This window comes from Microbacterium aureliae, assembly GCF_054780155.1.
The window spans coordinates 1,109,442-1,125,689 of record NZ_BAAGWW010000001.1 but is presented as its reverse complement, the minus strand read 5'-3'; the positions used below and the strand labels follow the sequence as shown (position 1 = coordinate 1,125,689).

Sequence of the window (16,248 nt, the reverse complement as noted above, 5' to 3'; positions counted from 1 at the left end):
GGACCGCGGGGCGTCCGCGCCGGTAGGCTGTGACGGTGACCCCCTCCGCGTCGGGCCCGCGTATCGCGGGCAAGCTCGGCCTCAGCGAGCGCGTGTTCGCCGGTCCCCGCTCGCGGCGGCTGCTGTCGGCGGTCGAGGCGGGTATGGAGCGCGTCGAGGCGCGCATGGCGCAGGAGCTCCGGATGACGGACGCGATCGCCGACTCCGCCAGCCGCTACCTCTTCGACGCCGGCGGCAAGCGCGTGCGTCCGATGCTGGCCCTGCTGACGGCGCAGCTCGGTGACGGCGCCACCGACGAGGTCATCGAGGCCGCCGCCGCGCTCGAGCTCACCCACCTCGGCTCGCTGTACCACGATGACGTCATGGACGACGCCGACAAGCGCCGCGGGGTGCCCAGCGCCCACGAGGTGTGGGGCAACAGCGTCGCGATCCTCACCGGCGACCTGCTCTTCTCGCGCGCCAGCCAGATCATGGCACGGCACGGCGACCGCGCCATCCGGCTGCAGGCCGACACCTTCGAGCGGCTGGTGCTCGGCCAGTTCCACGAGACCGTCGGCCCGCAGGAGGGCCAGGATCGCGTGGCGTTCTCGCTCGACGTCCTGTCGGACAAGACGGGCTCCCTCATCGCCGCCGCCGCGCAGGCCGGCGTCATCTTCTCCAACGCTCCCGAGGAGTTCGAGCAGCCGATGGTCGTCTTCGGCGAGAAGGCCGGTGTCGCCTTCCAGCTGCTCGACGACGTCATCGACCTCTCGGCCGATCCGGGCGAGACCGGCAAGGTGCCCGGCACCGACCTGCGCGCGGGCGTGCCGACCATGCCGTATCTCGTGCTCGGTGAGCGGACGGATGCGGCCTCCCGCGCGCTGCGCGAGCGGATCGACGCCGGTGTGGCCCAGATCGCCGAGGGCGCCGACCCCGCCGTCCTCGACGGGCCGCTCGCCGAACTGCGGGAGCACGAGGCGACCGAGGAGACCCTGGCCCTCGCGCACACCTGGTCGCGCGAAGCGGTCGAGGCGCTGGAGCCGCTGCCGCAGGGCGCCGTCCGCGAGGCGCTGACCCGCTTCGCGCAGGCTGTCGCCGACCGCTCGAGCTGACCGGCGCCCGGGGCACCGGCATCCGTGAAAGGACTTGTATGACCAAGCTGCGGCTGGCGATCGTCGGCGCGGGACCTGCGGGCATCTACGCCGCGGACATCCTGCTGAAGGCCGAGCGGAAGTTCGACGTGTCGATCGACCTGTTCGAGCAGCTCCCCGCACCCTACGGCCTGGTGCGCTACGGCGTCGCCCCCGACCACCCGCGCATCAAGGGCATCATCACCGCGCTGCGCGAAGTCCTCGACCGCGGTGACATCCGCATCTTCGGCAACGTCCGCTTCGGCGAGGACATCACCCTCGAGGACCTCAAGCGGCACTACAACGCCGTCATCTTCGCCACCGGTGCGATCCGCGACACCGGTCTGTCGATCCCGGGCATCGACGCCGAGGGGTCCTACGGGGCGGCGGACTTCGTGAGCTGGTTCGACGGGCACCCCGACGTGCCTCGCGAGTGGCCGCTGGAGGCGGCGTCGGTCGCGGTCATCGGCAACGGCAACGTGGCGCTGGACATCTCGCGCATGCTCGCCAAGCACGCCGACGACCTGCTGCCGACCGAGGTCCCCGACAACGTCTACCAGGGCCTCAAGGCCTCGCCGGTGACCGATGTGCACGTCTTCGGGCGCCGGGGTCCCGCGCAGGTGAAGTTCACGCCGCTGGAGCTGCGCGAGCTCGGCGAGCTGCGTGATGTCGACATGGTCGTCTACGACGAGGACTTCGACTACGACGAGGGGTCGAAGGCGGCGATCGCCTCGAACAAGCAGGTGATGGTGATCGACCGCGTGCTGCAGTCCTGGCGCAAGCGGGAGTCGGTCAACAACGCCGGCGGCACGGCCTCGCGGCGGCTGCACCTGCACTTCTACGCCAAGCCCCTCGCCGTCCTCACCGACGACGACGGCCGGGTCTCGGGGTTCCGCTGGGAGCGCACGCGGCCCGACGGCGAGGGCGGCGTGGTCGGCACGGGCGAGATCCGCGAGCTCGAGGTGCAGGCGATCTACCGCGCCGTGGGCTACTTCGGCTCGCCGCTGCCCGGCATCCCGTTCGACAAGCGTCACGGCGTCATCCCCAACCACGAGGGTCAGGTGCTCCGCAAGGACTCCAACGAGCGCGTCCCCGGCGTCTACGCCACCGGCTGGATCAAGCGGGGTCCGGTCGGCCTCATCGGCCACACCAAGTCCGACGCCATGGAGACGATCCGCCACCTCATCAACGACCAGGGCTCTTGGTGGCACCCGGTGGACCCGTCCGAGGCCGCGATCCCGGCGCTGCTGGCAGAGCGCGGCGTGCGATGGACCGACCTCGAGGGCTGGCACCGGCTCGACCAGCACGAGGTCGCTCTGGGCGCCCCGCACGAGCGCGCCCGCATCAAGGTCGTCCCGCGCGACGAGATGGTGGCCATCTCGCGCGGCGAGTGAGCCGCGGCGGGCGAGCGCTCAGCTGCTCCCGCGCGGTGCGATGACCACGCGCGAGACCTCTTCCATGCGCGGATGCCGTTCGTCGCCGTCCTCGATGACGCCCCGGTGCCACGTGAGCTGAAGGCCGCCGGCGGTGTCCTGCAGGACCGACAGGTTGTTGTCGAACCAGGGACCCTTCGTCGTCGACCAGTCGAACGGCGGGTCGGGAACCTTCGCGGAGCGCGCGACGACGGCTCCGATGGGACGGGCCAGGCCGTAGGACATCACCACCGAGAACCACCGCATGATGCGGGGGAGCGGGTTGCGGACGGGGGAGCAGACCGCCTGGATGATGCGTGATCCGTGATCGCGGTCCACCTCGGCGATGTACGAGAAGTGGACGTCGCCGGACAGGATCGTCAACGTGTCGGGGGGCGTGCCGCGGGCGCCGTCGGCGATGTCGGTGAGCAGCCGGGCGAGCGCGTGGAAGCTGTTCTGCCACGCCGCCCAGTGCTCGAGGTCGACCATCTGACGCAGCCGCTCGCCGATGCGCGCGGCCGTGCGTCCCCACGCGCCCTGCGAGATCGCCTCATCCCACGACTCCACGTGGTGCAGCCCGATCGGCAGCAGATAGGGCAGCGACGTCGCCACGAGCAGGTGGCGCACGCCGCCCTGCAGCTGCTCGTCCAGCCAGGCCCATTCGGTGGCATCGACGAGCGCGCGCGCCTGCGGGTCCAGATCGCGCGCGGCTCTGGAGTCGACCACCGCCAGGCGGATGTCGCCGAAGTCCCGGCGGTAGCTGAAGCGGTAGGTCGTCGGCTCCCGGTCGACGCGGTCGGCGAGCGCGTCGAGCGCCTCGCTGACGTCGGGCTCGGCGGCTGCGCCGGGCTCGCCCTCGCCGTGGCCGGCGGCGATGCGCTGCCAGATCTCGTCGGCGGCGCGCTCGGCGGGAGAGAGGTTGCCGACGTGCTGGTACACCCAGTACGAGGCGAGGCCCGCCACGATCCGGCCGTGCCACCATGACGTGGATTCCATCTGCCTCTTCCAGTCCAGCGAGGCGTTCCAGTCGTCGCGGATGTCGTGGTCGTCGAAGATCATGGTGCTCGGCACCGTCGACAGCAGCCAGCGGTTGATGTCGTCCGACCACGCCAGCTTGTACAGGTGCGCGTACTCCTCGTAGTCCTTCAGCTCCTTGCCCGGGGGCTCGTCGAGGCTGCGGCGCGAGCGGATGAAGTCCTGCATGGGCTCGGTGGTGAGATCGGCGTACACCTGATCGCCCAGCAGCAGGATCAGATCGGGACGCAGTGCGGGGTCCTCGGCCATCGCGAGGGCGAACGTGCGCATCGCGTCGACGCCGTGCAGCCGGTTGCCCGGGGCGTCGTGGTCGACGCTGGTGCGGCACGAGCCCCACGCCATGCGCAGGCGGCGATCGCGCGCCGGCGTGGCGATCACGGGCGCCGGCAGGGCCGCATCCTCGGGCCACACCTTCGTGCCGTCGACGTGGACCTCGTAGGGCAGCACGGCCCCCGCCTCGAGTCCGTCGACGTCGACGAGGGCGTAGTGGTGCCCGTGGACGAGAAAGCTGCGGGCCTGCCACCGCCGGCCGTCGGCGTGCACGCTGACCACGGCATCCGCGTCCGTCTCGACCCACACGGTGGCGCACACCTCGTCGGTGTAGCGGAGCATGGGTCCGAGGACCAGCCGAGACGACATGCGTCCATGTCTAGCGCTCCCCGGCGCAACCCGCCACGAGGTGACGTGCCGCGCCGGGGATCAGTGACGAACGCGCCAGAAGCGCGGACGCTCCGGGCTACGTCGCCGCGGCCGGTAATTTCGCCACGCGGTCCGGAAGGTCCAGTAGCCATAGGTGACCGAGGCCCCCGTGGTGAGGACGGCGAGCGTCACCCCGACGGCGATCGCCGCGGGCATCGCCGCGCTCAGGGCGTACGTCAGCGAGCCGCCGAAGAGCCCGAGCACGGCGGCGTTGACGAACATGATGAGGATGGCGGAGCTGCCGAAGAGGTGGCTGAAGGACCGGCGCCTGAGAAAGGAGTAGGTCCGCTCGAGGCCCGTCTGATCGTCGGCCACAGAGGCGAGGAAGATGTCCTCGACGGCAGGGTCGAGGTCGGCGTAGGCGCCGCGCAGCCGGTTCATCGCGACGACGTACATCATGTCCTCCTCGGCGACGTTGCTCACGCGCGTCTGCGTCATGAAGCCGACGACGACGAGGAAGGCCAGGATGCCGAGCGCCGCGGGGGCGAACCACTCGCCGAAGCCGGACGCCTGGCCGAGGATGCTGATCGTCACGAGGCCCGCCGAGACGAGCGTGAGGTAGATCGTGATGCGTGTGAGCACCTCGCTCTGAGCGGTGCCGCGCGCGGCGAGCAGTCCCCAGTGCTCGGTGGCGAGGATCTGGGCGCGACGGCCCAGGGCTGCGTCGCCGGGCGCAGCGGCGCTGGTGGCTTCGGGTGCCATGGCGCTCATTCTGGCCGTCGGCGCGGGCGCGCGCCAGACGCGGCGCGCCGAAGGCGGAAGGGCGGGCGAACCGTCAGTACATGAGGTCGTCGTAGACGCTGTCGCCGGGCTCGATGCTGGGCGGGTTGAGCTGCCACTCGCGGACCTGCTCCTCGGACCGCTCCAGCACCTCGAACCTCACGCCGACATAGGGCGTGATGAGCACGGCGATGTTCGACCTGCCGACGGTGTCGAAGTGCACGAAACCCGCGCCCTGCTGGACGGCCTCGAGGATGAGGCGCTTCAGTTCGCCGACGTCCTGCGCCGGATCGAGGATGAACATCTGTCCATCCACTCGCGCTCTTACCACTTCCATGGGGCGCCTCTCGGGTGGGGTGCCTCCACGGTACGGCAGGTTCGCTAGGAGACCTAGCGATCACCCAGGATCGTCGCGTGTCAGAAGGGGGCGGGGTCGAACTCGGCGTCGGTGGCGAAGTGGACGGCGCTGGTGGGGTGCGAGGGGTACCGGCTGCCGGTGGGGCTGGTCCACTCCAGGATCCCGCCCGGCTTCTGCTTCACGGTCCACGGGGTGTGGTGCTTGAGGGTGTGATGCCTCCGGCAGAGGTGGGCGAGGTTGCCGATCTCGGTGGGGCCGCCATGGGCCCAGTCCACGGTGTGGTCGATGTCGCTGCGTGCGGTGGCCAGCCGGCATCCGGGGAACCGGCAGTGCTGGTCGCGGACGGCGAGGTGGCGGCGCATCTGTGCGGTGGGGTCGTGCCGGTCGACGGCGAGGACGGCGCCCGAGATCGGGTGGGTGAGGATGCGGTCCCATCCGGGCGCGCCGGCGGCGAGCTGCCGGGCGGTGTCGGGGCTGATGGGTCCGTACCCGGCGAGGGTGATGGCGTCGAACGGGTCGTCGAGCGGGGAGTCGATGAGGGCGAGGGCGGGCACGGTGACCTGCACGGTCGCACGGATCGCGGCGAGCCCGGTGGGGGTGGTGCCGATGTGCGCGGTGGGGTCGGTGGCCAGCAGCATGTCGGCGATGAGGTCGGCGCGGATCTGGTCCATGCTCCGCCGCGACGCGGCGAGCTGGTCGGCGTGCTCCCGCAGTCGGACCGCCTCCCTGTGCGCGGCATCCGTTCCCGCCTGTTTCGCGACGCGTTCGGCGTCGGTCGCGGCGGTCCTCGCCGCCCGGAGCGCCTCGGCATCGGCCGCGGCGACGTCGCGGGCCATTCGGGTGGCGCGGTCGTGGATGCCGTGGACGACGACCGACGCGGTGGTGACCTGCAGCACGGACATGCCGTCGTCGAGGTCGTGGACCTGCACGGTCCGGGTGAGGGCGGCGGCCGCATGGCGTTCCCTCACGGTCTCGTTCAGGAACCACTGTGCGCGACGCCGTGCGACCGGACGCAGCCGCGATGCGGACTCCGCCTGTGCGTAGGGCAGCACGCTGGCCTCGTACTCCGCCCGCAGCTCGGGCTCTGCGATCCGCGCCCCGGCCTCGACGATGATGCGGGCATGGGCCAGCGAGATCCGGCCCGCCCGCAGCAGGCGCGCCGTCTCGGGGAAGCGGGTCACCATGCGCTCGGCATCCCCGATCTGACGCTGCACCGTCCGGTCCGACACACGCAGCGCCGCTGCGATGTCGGCCGCGACCGACCGGTGGGCGAGCTCGGCATCCGACCGGGTGTCCGCCGCGGCGGCCCAGTCCGCGGCGATCACCCCGGCCTGCGCGAACAGCTGCGCCTCGGCCGCCTGCAGCGACGCGATCCGGGCCCGCACGTCCACCAGCCGGTCGACGACCGGACGCAACCGCTCCGCGGCCACGTCGGCCGGATTCGCAGCGGTCTTCGTCATGCACACAGCCTGCCATGATCCTCGGACATCCATTCGAATGCCGGTGCCGGCGGACCTCTTGACGCGGCAGGAGCGCGCTGGGAGGCTGAGCGCGTCACGCGGGTGGGGCGCGGGGGAACGAAGGTGGATGCGATGGTGATCTCGAGCCGTGCCGCCCGCGCGAAGTCCGCGGTCGATGTCGTCACGACCTTCTTCGGCCGTATCCAGGCGATCTCGGATGATCCGGACGCCCTGGACTTCACCTTCGGCAATCCGCACGAGATGGCGCTGCCCGGCCTGCCCGCGGCGCTGCGCGCGAACAGCGAGCCGCGGTCGGTGGACTGGTTCGCCTACAAGACCAGCGAGCGGCCCGCGCAGGAGGCCGTCGCCGCAGGCCTCGTCGCCGAGCTCGGCGCGCCCTTCGAGCCCGAGGACATCGCGATGACGCAGGGCGCCTTCGGCGCGATCGCGCTCGCGTTCGCGCTGCTCGCCGACGCCGGCGACGAGGTCGTCATCCCGGTGCCCGGATGGTTCTGCTACGAGCCGATGCTGCATGCCATGAACCTGCTGCCGGTCCGCGCCGAGCTCGAGCCGCGCACGTTCGACCTGGACGTCGACGCGATCGCCCGCGCGATCACGCCCCGCACCCGGATCGTCGTCGTCAACTCACCCGCCAACCCCACCGGCAGGATCTACCCGGCCTCGACGTGGGAGCAGCTCGCAGGGGTTCTCGAGGACGCTTCGCGGCGCCACGGCAGGCGGATCTGGATCCTCTCGGACGAGCCGTATCGCCGCATCCGGTTCGACGACATCGGATTCGACAGCCCCGCGACGACGTACCCGTGGACGGTCATCGACTACAGCTACGGCAAGGTGCTGCTCGCCCCGGGCCAGCGACTGGGCTACCTGGCCCTGTCACCGCTGCTGCCCCGCCGCGATCGGGAGGAGCTCTGCGAGGCGCTCATGCCGACGGGCCTGGCGATCGGGTGGGGATTCCCGGATGCCGTCATGCAGTACTCCGTGCCGCAGCTGGAATCCGTCTCGATCGACATCGGCGAACTCACCCGCAAGCGCGACCGGCTGGTGGACGCCCTCACCGCCGCCGGAGTCGACGTCACGCGCCCCGAGGGCACCTTCTACCTGTGGGGCCGCGCGCCGGGCGGCGACGCGGCCGGCTTCTGCGACGACCTCGCCGCGCGGGGCGTCTACGTCATGCCCGGCACGCTGTTCGACCGGCCGGAGCACTTCCGCATCTCGCTGACGGCGACGATGGACACGATCGGACGCGCGTTGCCGTCGCTGGTGGAGGCGGCGACGCGAGCCCGCGTCAGCGGTAGTTGACGAACTGCAGGTCGACGTCGAGGTCGGCGGCCTTGAGCAGGCGCTGCACCTCCTGCAGGTCGTCCCGCGACTTCGACTGCACGCGCAGCTCGTCGCCCTGGATCTGGGACTTCACCGACTTCGGTCCCTCGTCGCGGATGATCTTCGAGATCCTCTTGGCGTTCTCGGACGAGATGCCGTCCTTGATCGTCGAGACGATGCGGAACTCCTTGCCGCTGGCCGTCGGCTCGCCCGACTCGAGGCTCTTCAGCGAGATGCCGCGCTTGATGAGCTTGGACTGGAAGACGTCCAGCACCGCCTTGGCCCGCTCCTCGGAGTTGGCCTTGATCAGCACGGCCTCGCCGGACCACTCGATCGAGGCCCCGGTCCCCTTGAAGTCGTAGCGCTGCTCGACCTCTTTTCGCGCCTGGTTCAGCGCGTTGTCGGCCTCCTGGTGGTCAACCTTGCTCACGATGTCGAACGACGAATCAGCCATGGCGGGAAGTCTAGCGAGGTGGATGCCGTCGCACCCGTCGCCGGAAAGAGCCGGGCTGCAAGCGGTTTCAGCATCCGTCAAAAGTCACGGCCTGATATCGAACACCAGAGAGTGTTTGCGAGATCGGGCTCGGTGACGTAGAAATGTAAGCGCTTGCAGAATCTGCTGCAGGTCAGAAGGACGGACTTCTACGAGCCGCGGGGCCGAGAGTCCGCAACCAGGTACTCAAGAGAGGCACACACCAATGAAGGTGAACAAGAGGAGCATCGTCGGCTTCGCCGCGATCGCCGCGGTTTCCGCGCTCGCTCTTACCGGTTGCGCCGGTGGCGGCGACAACGGCGGCGGCAGCACCGACGGCGGCGACAACGGCGGCGGGGACACCACGCCCATCACCGTCTGGGTCGACATCGAGCGCAAGCCCGCTCTCGAAGAGGTCGCGGCGTCCTTCACCGAGGACACCGGCATCGACGTCGAGCTGGTCACCAAGGACTTCGCGACGGTCGACCAGGACTTCATCAGCCAGGTCCCGACCGGCGAGGGCCCCGACATCATCGTCAGCCCCCACGACAAGCTCGGCGCGTACGTCGCGGCCGGCGTGGTCGCGCCGCTCGAGATCGGTGACATCGCCGACCAGTTCGCCGAGTCCGCCATCCAGGCCATGACCTACGACGGCCAGGTCTACGGCGTGCCGTACTCGATCGAGAACGTCGCGCTCGTCCGCAACGCCGACCTGGTCTCGGAGCCCGTCGAGACGTTCGACGAGGTCATCGCGGCGGGCCGCGAAGCCGGCACCAAGTACCCCTTCCTCGTGGGCCTCTCGCCCGAGCAGGGTGACCCGTACCACCTGTACCCGCTGCAGACCTCGTTCGGCTCGCAGGTGTTCGCACAGGCCGAGGACGGCTCGTACGACGCCACCCAGCTGGTGCTGGGCGACGAGGCCGGCATCGAGTTCGCCACCGCCCTCAAGCAGTGGGGCGCCGACGGCATCCTCAACGCCAACATCGACGGCGACAAGGCTCGCGAGTTCTTCATCGCCGGCGACTCGCCGTACTACCTCACCGGTCCGTGGAACATCCCCGCGATCAGCGAAGGCGGCATCAACTACGCCATCGACCCGCTCCCCAGCGCCGGTGGCGAAGAGGCTCGTCCGTTCGTGGGCGTCAACGGCTTCTTCCTCTCGAGCGAGTCGACCAACGCTCTGGCCGCGACGAACTTCATCGTCAACTACCTGAGCACCGAAGATGCCCAGCTGGCCCTCTACGAGGTCGGCGGGCGCCCGCCGGCACTGACCGCGGCCTACGAGACCGCTGCGGCAGAGGACCCCGACGTCGAGGCCTTCGGCGCCATCGGTGCCACCGGTGACCCCATGCCCGCCATCCCCGAGATGGGTGCCGTGTGGTCCGACTGGGGCAACGCCGAGCTGCAGCTCATCAAGGGCGACGGCGACCCGGCCCAGGTCTGGACGACCGCTGCCGAGAACATCCAGTCCAAGATCGGCGGCTGACACGCGAAAGCGAGGCGGGCGGGGTCTGTTCCAGACCTCGCCCGCCTCACTATCCTGATCCCACGGAATGCGAAGGAGCGTCCCACCGATGGCTGACGTCAAGACCGCGGCTTCTCGCCGAACCGCACCCGCCCCCCACGGTGGCAACCTCTTCCGGCCGAATCGCAAACTCACCTCCGGCGGGCTCGTCGCCCTGCTGGTGAAGGTGATCCTGCTCGGCATCATCGACGCCCTGGCCGTCTTCGGCATCTGGGTGCTCATCGCCGACGAGAACTGGATCGCCGCGGCAGTCTTCCTGCTCGTCATCATCGGGGTCAACTACATCTACCTGCGCCCGGGCCTGCTGCCGGGCAAATACCTCACACCGGGACTGGCGTTCCTCGCCGTGTTCCAGATCTTCGTGATCATCTACACCGGCTACATCGCCTTCACGAACGCCGGTGACCAGCACAACACCACGAAGGATGCCGCGATCGAGCAGATCGTGCGCACCTCCCAGGTGCGCGTACCGGACTCCCCGACCTACCGCGTCCAGGTCCTCGAGCAGCTCGGGCAGTACGGGCTGCTGGTCACAGACCCCGACGGCCAGACCCTGTTCGGCACGAACGACCAGCCGCTGGACGAGGTCTCGGGCGTGCCGGCCGGCTGGAACGAGCTCAACCTCAGCCAGATCGTCAGCAACCAGGACGCCATCCTCGCGCTGAGCGTGCCTGTCTCGGACGACATCAACGACGGCGCGCTGCGAACGCCCGACGGGCAGAGCGCCTACATCTTCACCTCGAACCTCGAGTACGACGAGGCCGCCGACACCTTCACCAACCGCGACACAGGCGTCGTCTACGCCGACGACGGCAGAGGCGACTTCCGCGCCGAGGACGGGTCCAAGCTGACTCCGGGCTGGCGCGTGGTGATCGGCTGGGACAACTTCGCGTTCGCCTTCACCAACGACCAGATCCGCGACCCGCTGCTGCGCGTGACCATCTGGACGTTCGTCTTCGCAGCCGGGTCCACCCTCGTCTGCTTCGCGCTCGGGCTGTTCCTGGCGATCGTCCTGAACCACCCGACGCTGCGCGGCAAGAAGATCTACCGGATCCTCGTGATCCTGCCCTACGCCTTCCCCGCGTACCTGACGGGCCTGGTGTGGGCGGGCATGCTCAACCAGGAGTTCGGCTTCATCAACCAGGTCATCTTCGGCGGCGCCCAGATACCCTGGCTCTCCGATCCATGGCTGGCGAGGCTCTCGGTGATCCTCGTCAACATGTGGCTCGGCTACGGGTACATGTTCCTGGTGTGCACCGGCGCCCTGCAGTCGCTGCCGGACGACATCGTCGAGGCGGCCAAGATGGACGGCGCCGGCGCGTGGAAGACGTTCACCGCCGTGAAGCTGCCGCTGCTGTTCGTCGCCGTGGCGCCGCTGCTGATCGCGACCTTCGCGTACAACTTCAACAACTTCGGCGTGATCTACATGCTGACGCGAGGCAACCCGCGCTTCACCGACACGACGCTGGACATCGGCGCCACCGACATCATGATCACGATGGTCTACAAGGTGGCGTTCGGCGGCGGCGGCGGGCGCGACCTGGGCCTGGCATCGGCTCTGTCGATCCTGATCTTCATCATCGTGACGGTGGTGGCGATCGTCAGCTTCCGGCAGACCAAGGCACTGGAGGACCTGAACTGATGAGCGAGAAGATCGCACCGGGCGCCGGGTTCTCGGACGCCGTGGTCAAGGGAGCGGCCGTCGTCACCGACGACCGCGTCGAGCCGCCGCAGAACAGGCGGAGCGCCAAGAGCTGGTTCGTCGACACCGGGTGGCGTCACCTGGTGGCGTGGGCGGCGATCGTCTACGCGCTGTTCCCGCTGCTGTACATCCTGTCGGTGTCGGTGAACCCCATCGGCACCCTGACCGGATCCAACGTGCTGTTCCAGCGCTTCGACCCGCAGAATTACATCCGCCTGTTCACCGATCCGAGCGTCCCCTACGGCCGCTGGTACGTGAACTCGCTGTTCATCGCCGTCATCACCAGCGTCCTCACGGTGCTGCTGTGCGCGCTCGGTGCGTACGCGTTCTCGCGCATGCGGTTCAAGGGCCGTCGCTTCGGCCTGGTGACGCTGCTGGTGATGCAGATGTTCCCGCAGCTGCTGGCCATCACCGCCATCTTCCTGCTCATGATCCAGATCGGCGACGTCTTCCCGGCCATCGGCCTGGGCACGCACGCGGGCCTGATCATGATCTACCTCGGCGGCGCGCTGGGCGTGAACACGTTCCTCATGTACGGCTTCTTCAACACCGTCCCGTCGGCCATCGACGAGGCGGCGAAGATCGACGGCGCCGGTCACGCGCGCGTGTTCTTCACGATCATGCTGCCGCTGGTCACGCCGATCCTGGTGGTCGTGGGCCTGCTGAGCTTCATCGGCACGATCGGCGAGTTCGCGATCGCGAGCGTCGTGCTCACCAATCCCAGCCAGCAGACCGTCGCCATCGGGCTGTTCCAGCTCGTGTCGGGATTCCAGTCGCAGAACTGGGGCATCTTCTGCGCCGGCGCCGTCCTGGCCGCCCTGCCGGTGATGGTGTTCTTCCTCATGTCGCAGCGCTACATCGCCGGTGGGCTCGTCAGCGGCTCGGTCAAGTAACAACCGGGCCGCCGCGTGACGCTCCTGCCGCACCACGACGGCTCGCCCCTCTACGTCTCGACGCAGACGCCGGTGCTCGGCGAGACGGTCACGGTGCGCCTGCGGGTGCCCGCCTCGTACGGTCCGATCGTCGAGGTGGGCACCCGCTCCAACCCCGACCACGAACCCGAGTGGACCCGCGCGGTCCGCGCCGGCACCGCCGACTGGTGGGAGTGGTGGGACGCGCCGGTGACGGTGCGCAACCCCCGGCACGGGTACCGGTGGGTGCTTCGGCACGCGGACGGCCGCGTCGAATGGCTGAACCAGACCGGCATCCATTCGATCGAAACGCTGGATGCCGAGGACTTCGCCCTCGTGGCAGACCCGCCGCCCCCGGCGTGGATGGCCGATGCGGTGATGTACCAGGTGTTCCCCGACCGGTTCGCGCGGTCGGCCGCCGCCGCCGGGCGCGAGACGCCGGAGTGGGCGATCCCGGCTGAGTGGACCGACCCCGTCGACCCGCTGTTCCCCGGGCGGTCGCAGCAGTTCTACGGCGGCGACCTCGACGGCATCACCGGCAAGCTCGACCATCTGGCCGGGCTCGGGGTCAACCTGCTGTACCTGACCCCCGTCTTCCCGGCGGCGTCGAACCACCGCTACGACGCCTCGAGCTTCGATCACGTCGACCCGCTGCTCGGCGGCGACGAGGCGCTGATCCGCCTGGTGTCCGCGGCCCACGCCCGCGGCATCCGGGTGATCGGGGATCTGACGAGCAACCATTCCGGCGACCGGCACGAGTGGTTCCAGTCGGCACTCGGGCACCCGGGCGCCCCCGAAGAGGACTTCTACTACTTCACCGACGACGCCAACACCGAGTACCACTCGTGGCTCGGCACGCCGACGCTGCCGAAGTTCAACTGGGCGTCGCAGGAGCTGCGGAACCGCTTCATCGAGGGCGACCAGTCGGTCGTGGCGAAGTGGCTGAAGGCGCCGTTCCACCTGGACGGCTGGCGCATCGACGTCGCCAACATGACCGGACGCCTGGGCGACATCGACCTCAACGCCGAGGTGCGGCAGCTGCTGCGGCGGACGATGATCCAGATCAACCCCGACACGATGCTCGTCGCCGAGTCCACCAATGACGCCACGAGCGACCTGCAGGGCGACGGCTGGCACGGTGCGATGACGTACCCGGCGTTCACGCGGCCGCTGTGGGCGTGGCTGAGCGAGCCGACCGGAGCCCCGTACCTCACCGCCGACGGCGAAGAGCGCACGGAGCCCTGGTACTTCGGCCTGCCGATCGGCGGCATCCCGCGCTACACCGCCCGCCAGTTCGCCGACGCCGTCGTGCGGTTCGCCGGCGGCATCCCGTGGCGGGTGCGCCTGGGCAACATGCAGCCGCTCGACAGCCACGACACCGGCCGCTTCGCCACCCACGCCGCCCCGGGCACGATCCCCGTCGCCGTGGGCCTGTCGATGACGATGCCCGGGATGCCGGTGGTCTTCGCCGGCGACGAGTTCGGCCTGCCCGGGGTCGACGGCGAGATGAGCCGCACCCCGATGCCGTGGGGGACCGAGTCCGAGCCCGAGGTCGCCGAGCGGCTGGCGCTGTACCGGGATCTCATCCGGCTGCGGCGGGAGCACCCCGCGCTCGCCGTCGGAGGGATGCGGTGGCTGCACGTCGACGACGACGCCGTCGCGTTCGTCCGCGAGACGCAGGACGAGACGATCCTCGTCCTCGCCGCGCGTGGCCACGTCGACGCCGAGCTGCCCGCCGGCGCGGTCGAGGCGTCGAGTGCCGAGGTCCTCTACGGCGACGCGACCCTCGCGGTCGCCGAGGACGGCGGCGTGCTGCTGTCGGCCGACGGTCCCGTCTTCGCGGTGTGGCGGCTGGCGGGCGTGACCGCTCCCACGGCGGCGGTGGTGCCGCAGCTCGACGAGCCGGACCTCGCGAGGGCCGACGATGCGACCCCGGCGGGCGAGGTCGAGGCGGGCTGACTGCGCGGCTGAGGCTGCGGCATCCGCGGATCTTCCGCCGCATGGCGCCCCCGCTCGTACACTGAGGGTCGAGGTGATGCCATGCGTTCGCTGACCGAGGAGCAGATCCGTGCGTCGTTCGTCAACGGTTCGGCCGACGAGCTGAGACTGCTGACGGTGCCGCACGACTTCCCGCTGGTGGAGTGGGACCACCAGGACTTCTACGCGTGGCGCGATCCGCGCACCCGCGGACGCGGGTATCTGGTGACCGAGGTCGACGGGGAACCCCGCGGGATCGTGCTGCGGGCTTCGGAGGGCTCGTCGCAGGCCCGCGCCGCGATGTGCAACCTGTGCCACACGATGCAGCCAGCCGACCAGGTCGCGCTCTTCAGTGCCCGCAAGGCCGGCAGCGCCGGCGAGCACGGCGACAGCATCGGCACCTACATCTGCGCCGACCTGTCGTGCCACGACACGGTGCGACTGGCCGCCCCTCTCGCGCCGAATGAAATCCGTGCCAGTGTTGACCTGCGCATCGATGGGACGCGCCGGCGCACCGAGGCCTTCGTCGGCCGGGTGCTCGAGACAGCAGGGAGCAGGACATGACTGGACCCGTCGTGGTGATCGGCGACGCGCTCATCGACGAGCTGCGCGACGACAACGGCGTGCGCGAATTCGTCGGCGGTGCGGCGCTCAACGTCGCCGTGGGGCTCTCGCGGCTGAGCGTTCCGACGACACTGATCGCGATGGTGGGGGACGACGAGCCGGGCGAGCACATCCGCAGCTTCCTCGCGGACTACGGCGTCGGGCTCATCGCCACCGAGTCGCCTCTGGGTACCGCGCGTGCCGTGAGCACCCGCAGCGGGTCCGGCGAGCCCACCTACGTCTTCAACGAGGCGTCGCAGAAGCGGCGGATCAGATACGGGGATGCCGAGCGCGCGGCCATCGCCGACGCCCCGCTCGTCGCGATCAGCTGCGTCGCGCTCGACGACCTCGAGCAGACCCGCGAACTGGGCGAGGCGCTGAGCGCCGCCGGCACCCGGTTCGCGATCGACCCCAATCCCCGCAGCGGCATGCTGACCGACCGGGCCGAGTTCGTGCGCGGATTCGAGGCGTTGGCCGCCTCGGCGTCGCTGGTGAAGGTCGGCGAGGACGACGCCGGGCTGCTGTACGGCGAGCCGCTGGACACCCTGCGTGCACGCCTGATCGACCTCGGCGCCGGGGCGGTGCTGGCGACCTACGGCTCGGCGGGCGCGGCCATCGAGGCGGGCGGCACCGTCGTCAGCCGACCCATCTCGACCCTGCCCGGACCCATCGTCGACACCATGGGCGCGGGCGACGCCGCCTTCGCCGCCACCCTCGCCGCGATGCTCGACGCCCAGCCGTCGACGAGCGAGGAGTGGGAGCACGTGCTTCAGTCCGCGATGGACGTGGCCGCCGCCACGTGCCGGTTCGAGGGGGCGCTGCTGCGGCTGCCGAGCGCCCTCGAGGACACCGACATGGACCGCATCGGCACCTGACCCGCGGCGGCGCGGGGCCGATTTCTGGCACGGCCCGCGACAGAGTACG

At 70.0% G+C, this 16,248-nt stretch carries 14 protein-coding genes; 9 read left to right on the top strand and 5 right to left on the bottom strand.

The genetic code is table 11. The annotated features are described in order from the left end of the window. Positions 1-35: 35 nt before the first annotated feature. Entirely contained in the window at positions 36-1,091 is a 1,056-nt protein-coding gene (locus ACYVF4_RS05470) for a polyprenyl synthetase family protein (protein WP_460720502.1), read from the top strand. A 38-nt stretch (positions 1,092-1,129) separates the two neighbouring features. Continuing rightward, positions 1,130-2,503: an FAD-dependent oxidoreductase gene (locus ACYVF4_RS05465; protein WP_460720500.1), complete on the top strand. Its 1,374-nt coding sequence runs from the start codon at positions 1,130-1,132 to the stop codon at positions 2,501-2,503. Positions 2,504-2,521: 18 nt separating this feature from the next. On the opposite strand, the gene ACYVF4_RS05460 is transcribed toward ACYVF4_RS05465, so the two are convergent. The 4 genes from ACYVF4_RS05460 to ACYVF4_RS05445 all read right to left on the bottom strand — a co-directional run bounded on the left by ACYVF4_RS05460 (position 2,522) and on the right by ACYVF4_RS05445 (position 6,793). Next, positions 2,522-4,195 (bottom strand): DUF7800 domain-containing protein, encoded by a 1,674-nt coding sequence (locus ACYVF4_RS05460; protein ID WP_460720498.1) that lies wholly within the window; start codon positions 4,193-4,195, stop codon positions 2,522-2,524. Between the two features lie 60 nt (positions 4,196-4,255). Then, positions 4,256-4,957 carry a hypothetical protein gene (locus ACYVF4_RS05455; RefSeq protein WP_460720496.1) on the bottom strand — a complete coding sequence of 234 codons (702 nt, stop codon included), beginning with the start codon at positions 4,955-4,957 and terminating at the stop codon, positions 4,256-4,258. 73 nt (positions 4,958-5,030) lie between these two features. Further along, the gene (locus ACYVF4_RS05450; RefSeq protein ID WP_460720494.1) at positions 5,031-5,279 is read right to left on the bottom strand and encodes a hypothetical protein; all 249 of its coding nucleotides are present in this window, start codon (positions 5,277-5,279) and stop codon (positions 5,031-5,033) included. Positions 5,280-5,392: 113 nt separating this feature from the next. Continuing rightward, positions 5,393-6,793, bottom strand: a complete 1,401-nt coding sequence (locus ACYVF4_RS05445) for an HNH endonuclease signature motif containing protein (protein WP_460720492.1) — start codon at positions 6,791-6,793, stop codon at positions 5,393-5,395. A 132-nt stretch (positions 6,794-6,925) separates the two neighbouring features. Between ACYVF4_RS05445 and ACYVF4_RS05440 the strand changes: the two genes are divergently transcribed. Further along, positions 6,926-8,113 (top strand): aminotransferase class I/II-fold pyridoxal phosphate-dependent enzyme, encoded by a 1,188-nt coding sequence (locus tag ACYVF4_RS05440; RefSeq protein WP_460720490.1) that lies wholly within the window; start codon positions 6,926-6,928, stop codon positions 8,111-8,113. Here the strand turns inward: ACYVF4_RS05440 and ACYVF4_RS05435 are convergent. Further along, the gene (locus ACYVF4_RS05435; RefSeq protein ID WP_460720488.1) at positions 8,100-8,588 is read right to left on the bottom strand and encodes a YajQ family cyclic di-GMP-binding protein; all 489 of its coding nucleotides are present in this window, start codon (positions 8,586-8,588) and stop codon (positions 8,100-8,102) included. The two genes, ACYVF4_RS05440 and ACYVF4_RS05435, sit on opposite strands and share 14 nt — an antisense overlap. A gap of 244 nt (positions 8,589-8,832) precedes the next feature. Between ACYVF4_RS05435 and ACYVF4_RS05430 the strand changes: the two genes are divergently transcribed. The 6 genes from ACYVF4_RS05430 (at position 8,833) to ACYVF4_RS05405 (ending at position 16,199) form a co-directional block, all read left to right on the top strand. After that, positions 8,833-10,092 (top strand): sugar ABC transporter substrate-binding protein, encoded by a 1,260-nt coding sequence (locus ACYVF4_RS05430; RefSeq protein ID WP_460720486.1) that lies wholly within the window; start codon positions 8,833-8,835, stop codon positions 10,090-10,092. An 88-nt stretch (positions 10,093-10,180) separates the two neighbouring features. Further along, positions 10,181-11,773 (top strand): ABC transporter permease subunit, encoded by a 1,593-nt coding sequence (locus ACYVF4_RS05425; protein ID WP_460720484.1) that lies wholly within the window; start codon positions 10,181-10,183, stop codon positions 11,771-11,773. Next, a complete protein-coding gene (locus ACYVF4_RS05420) occupies positions 11,773-12,726 on the top strand; it encodes a sugar ABC transporter permease (protein WP_311284935.1) in 954 nt (317 codons plus the stop codon). The genes ACYVF4_RS05425 and ACYVF4_RS05420 overlap by 1 nt, the downstream gene beginning before the upstream one ends. Positions 12,727-12,741: 15 nt before the next feature. Next, the gene (locus ACYVF4_RS05415; RefSeq protein ID WP_460720481.1) at positions 12,742-14,703 is read left to right on the top strand and encodes a glycoside hydrolase family 13 protein; all 1,962 of its coding nucleotides are present in this window, start codon (positions 12,742-12,744) and stop codon (positions 14,701-14,703) included. A gap of 81 nt (positions 14,704-14,784) precedes the next feature. Further along, a complete protein-coding gene (locus ACYVF4_RS05410) occupies positions 14,785-15,285 on the top strand; it encodes an FBP domain-containing protein (RefSeq protein ID WP_460720479.1) in 501 nt (166 codons plus the stop codon). Further along, the gene (locus ACYVF4_RS05405) at positions 15,282-16,199 is read left to right on the top strand and encodes a PfkB family carbohydrate kinase (RefSeq protein ID WP_460720477.1); all 918 of its coding nucleotides are present in this window, start codon (positions 15,282-15,284) and stop codon (positions 16,197-16,199) included. The genes ACYVF4_RS05410 and ACYVF4_RS05405 overlap by 4 nt, the downstream gene beginning before the upstream one ends. Positions 16,200-16,248: the final 49 nt, after the last annotated feature.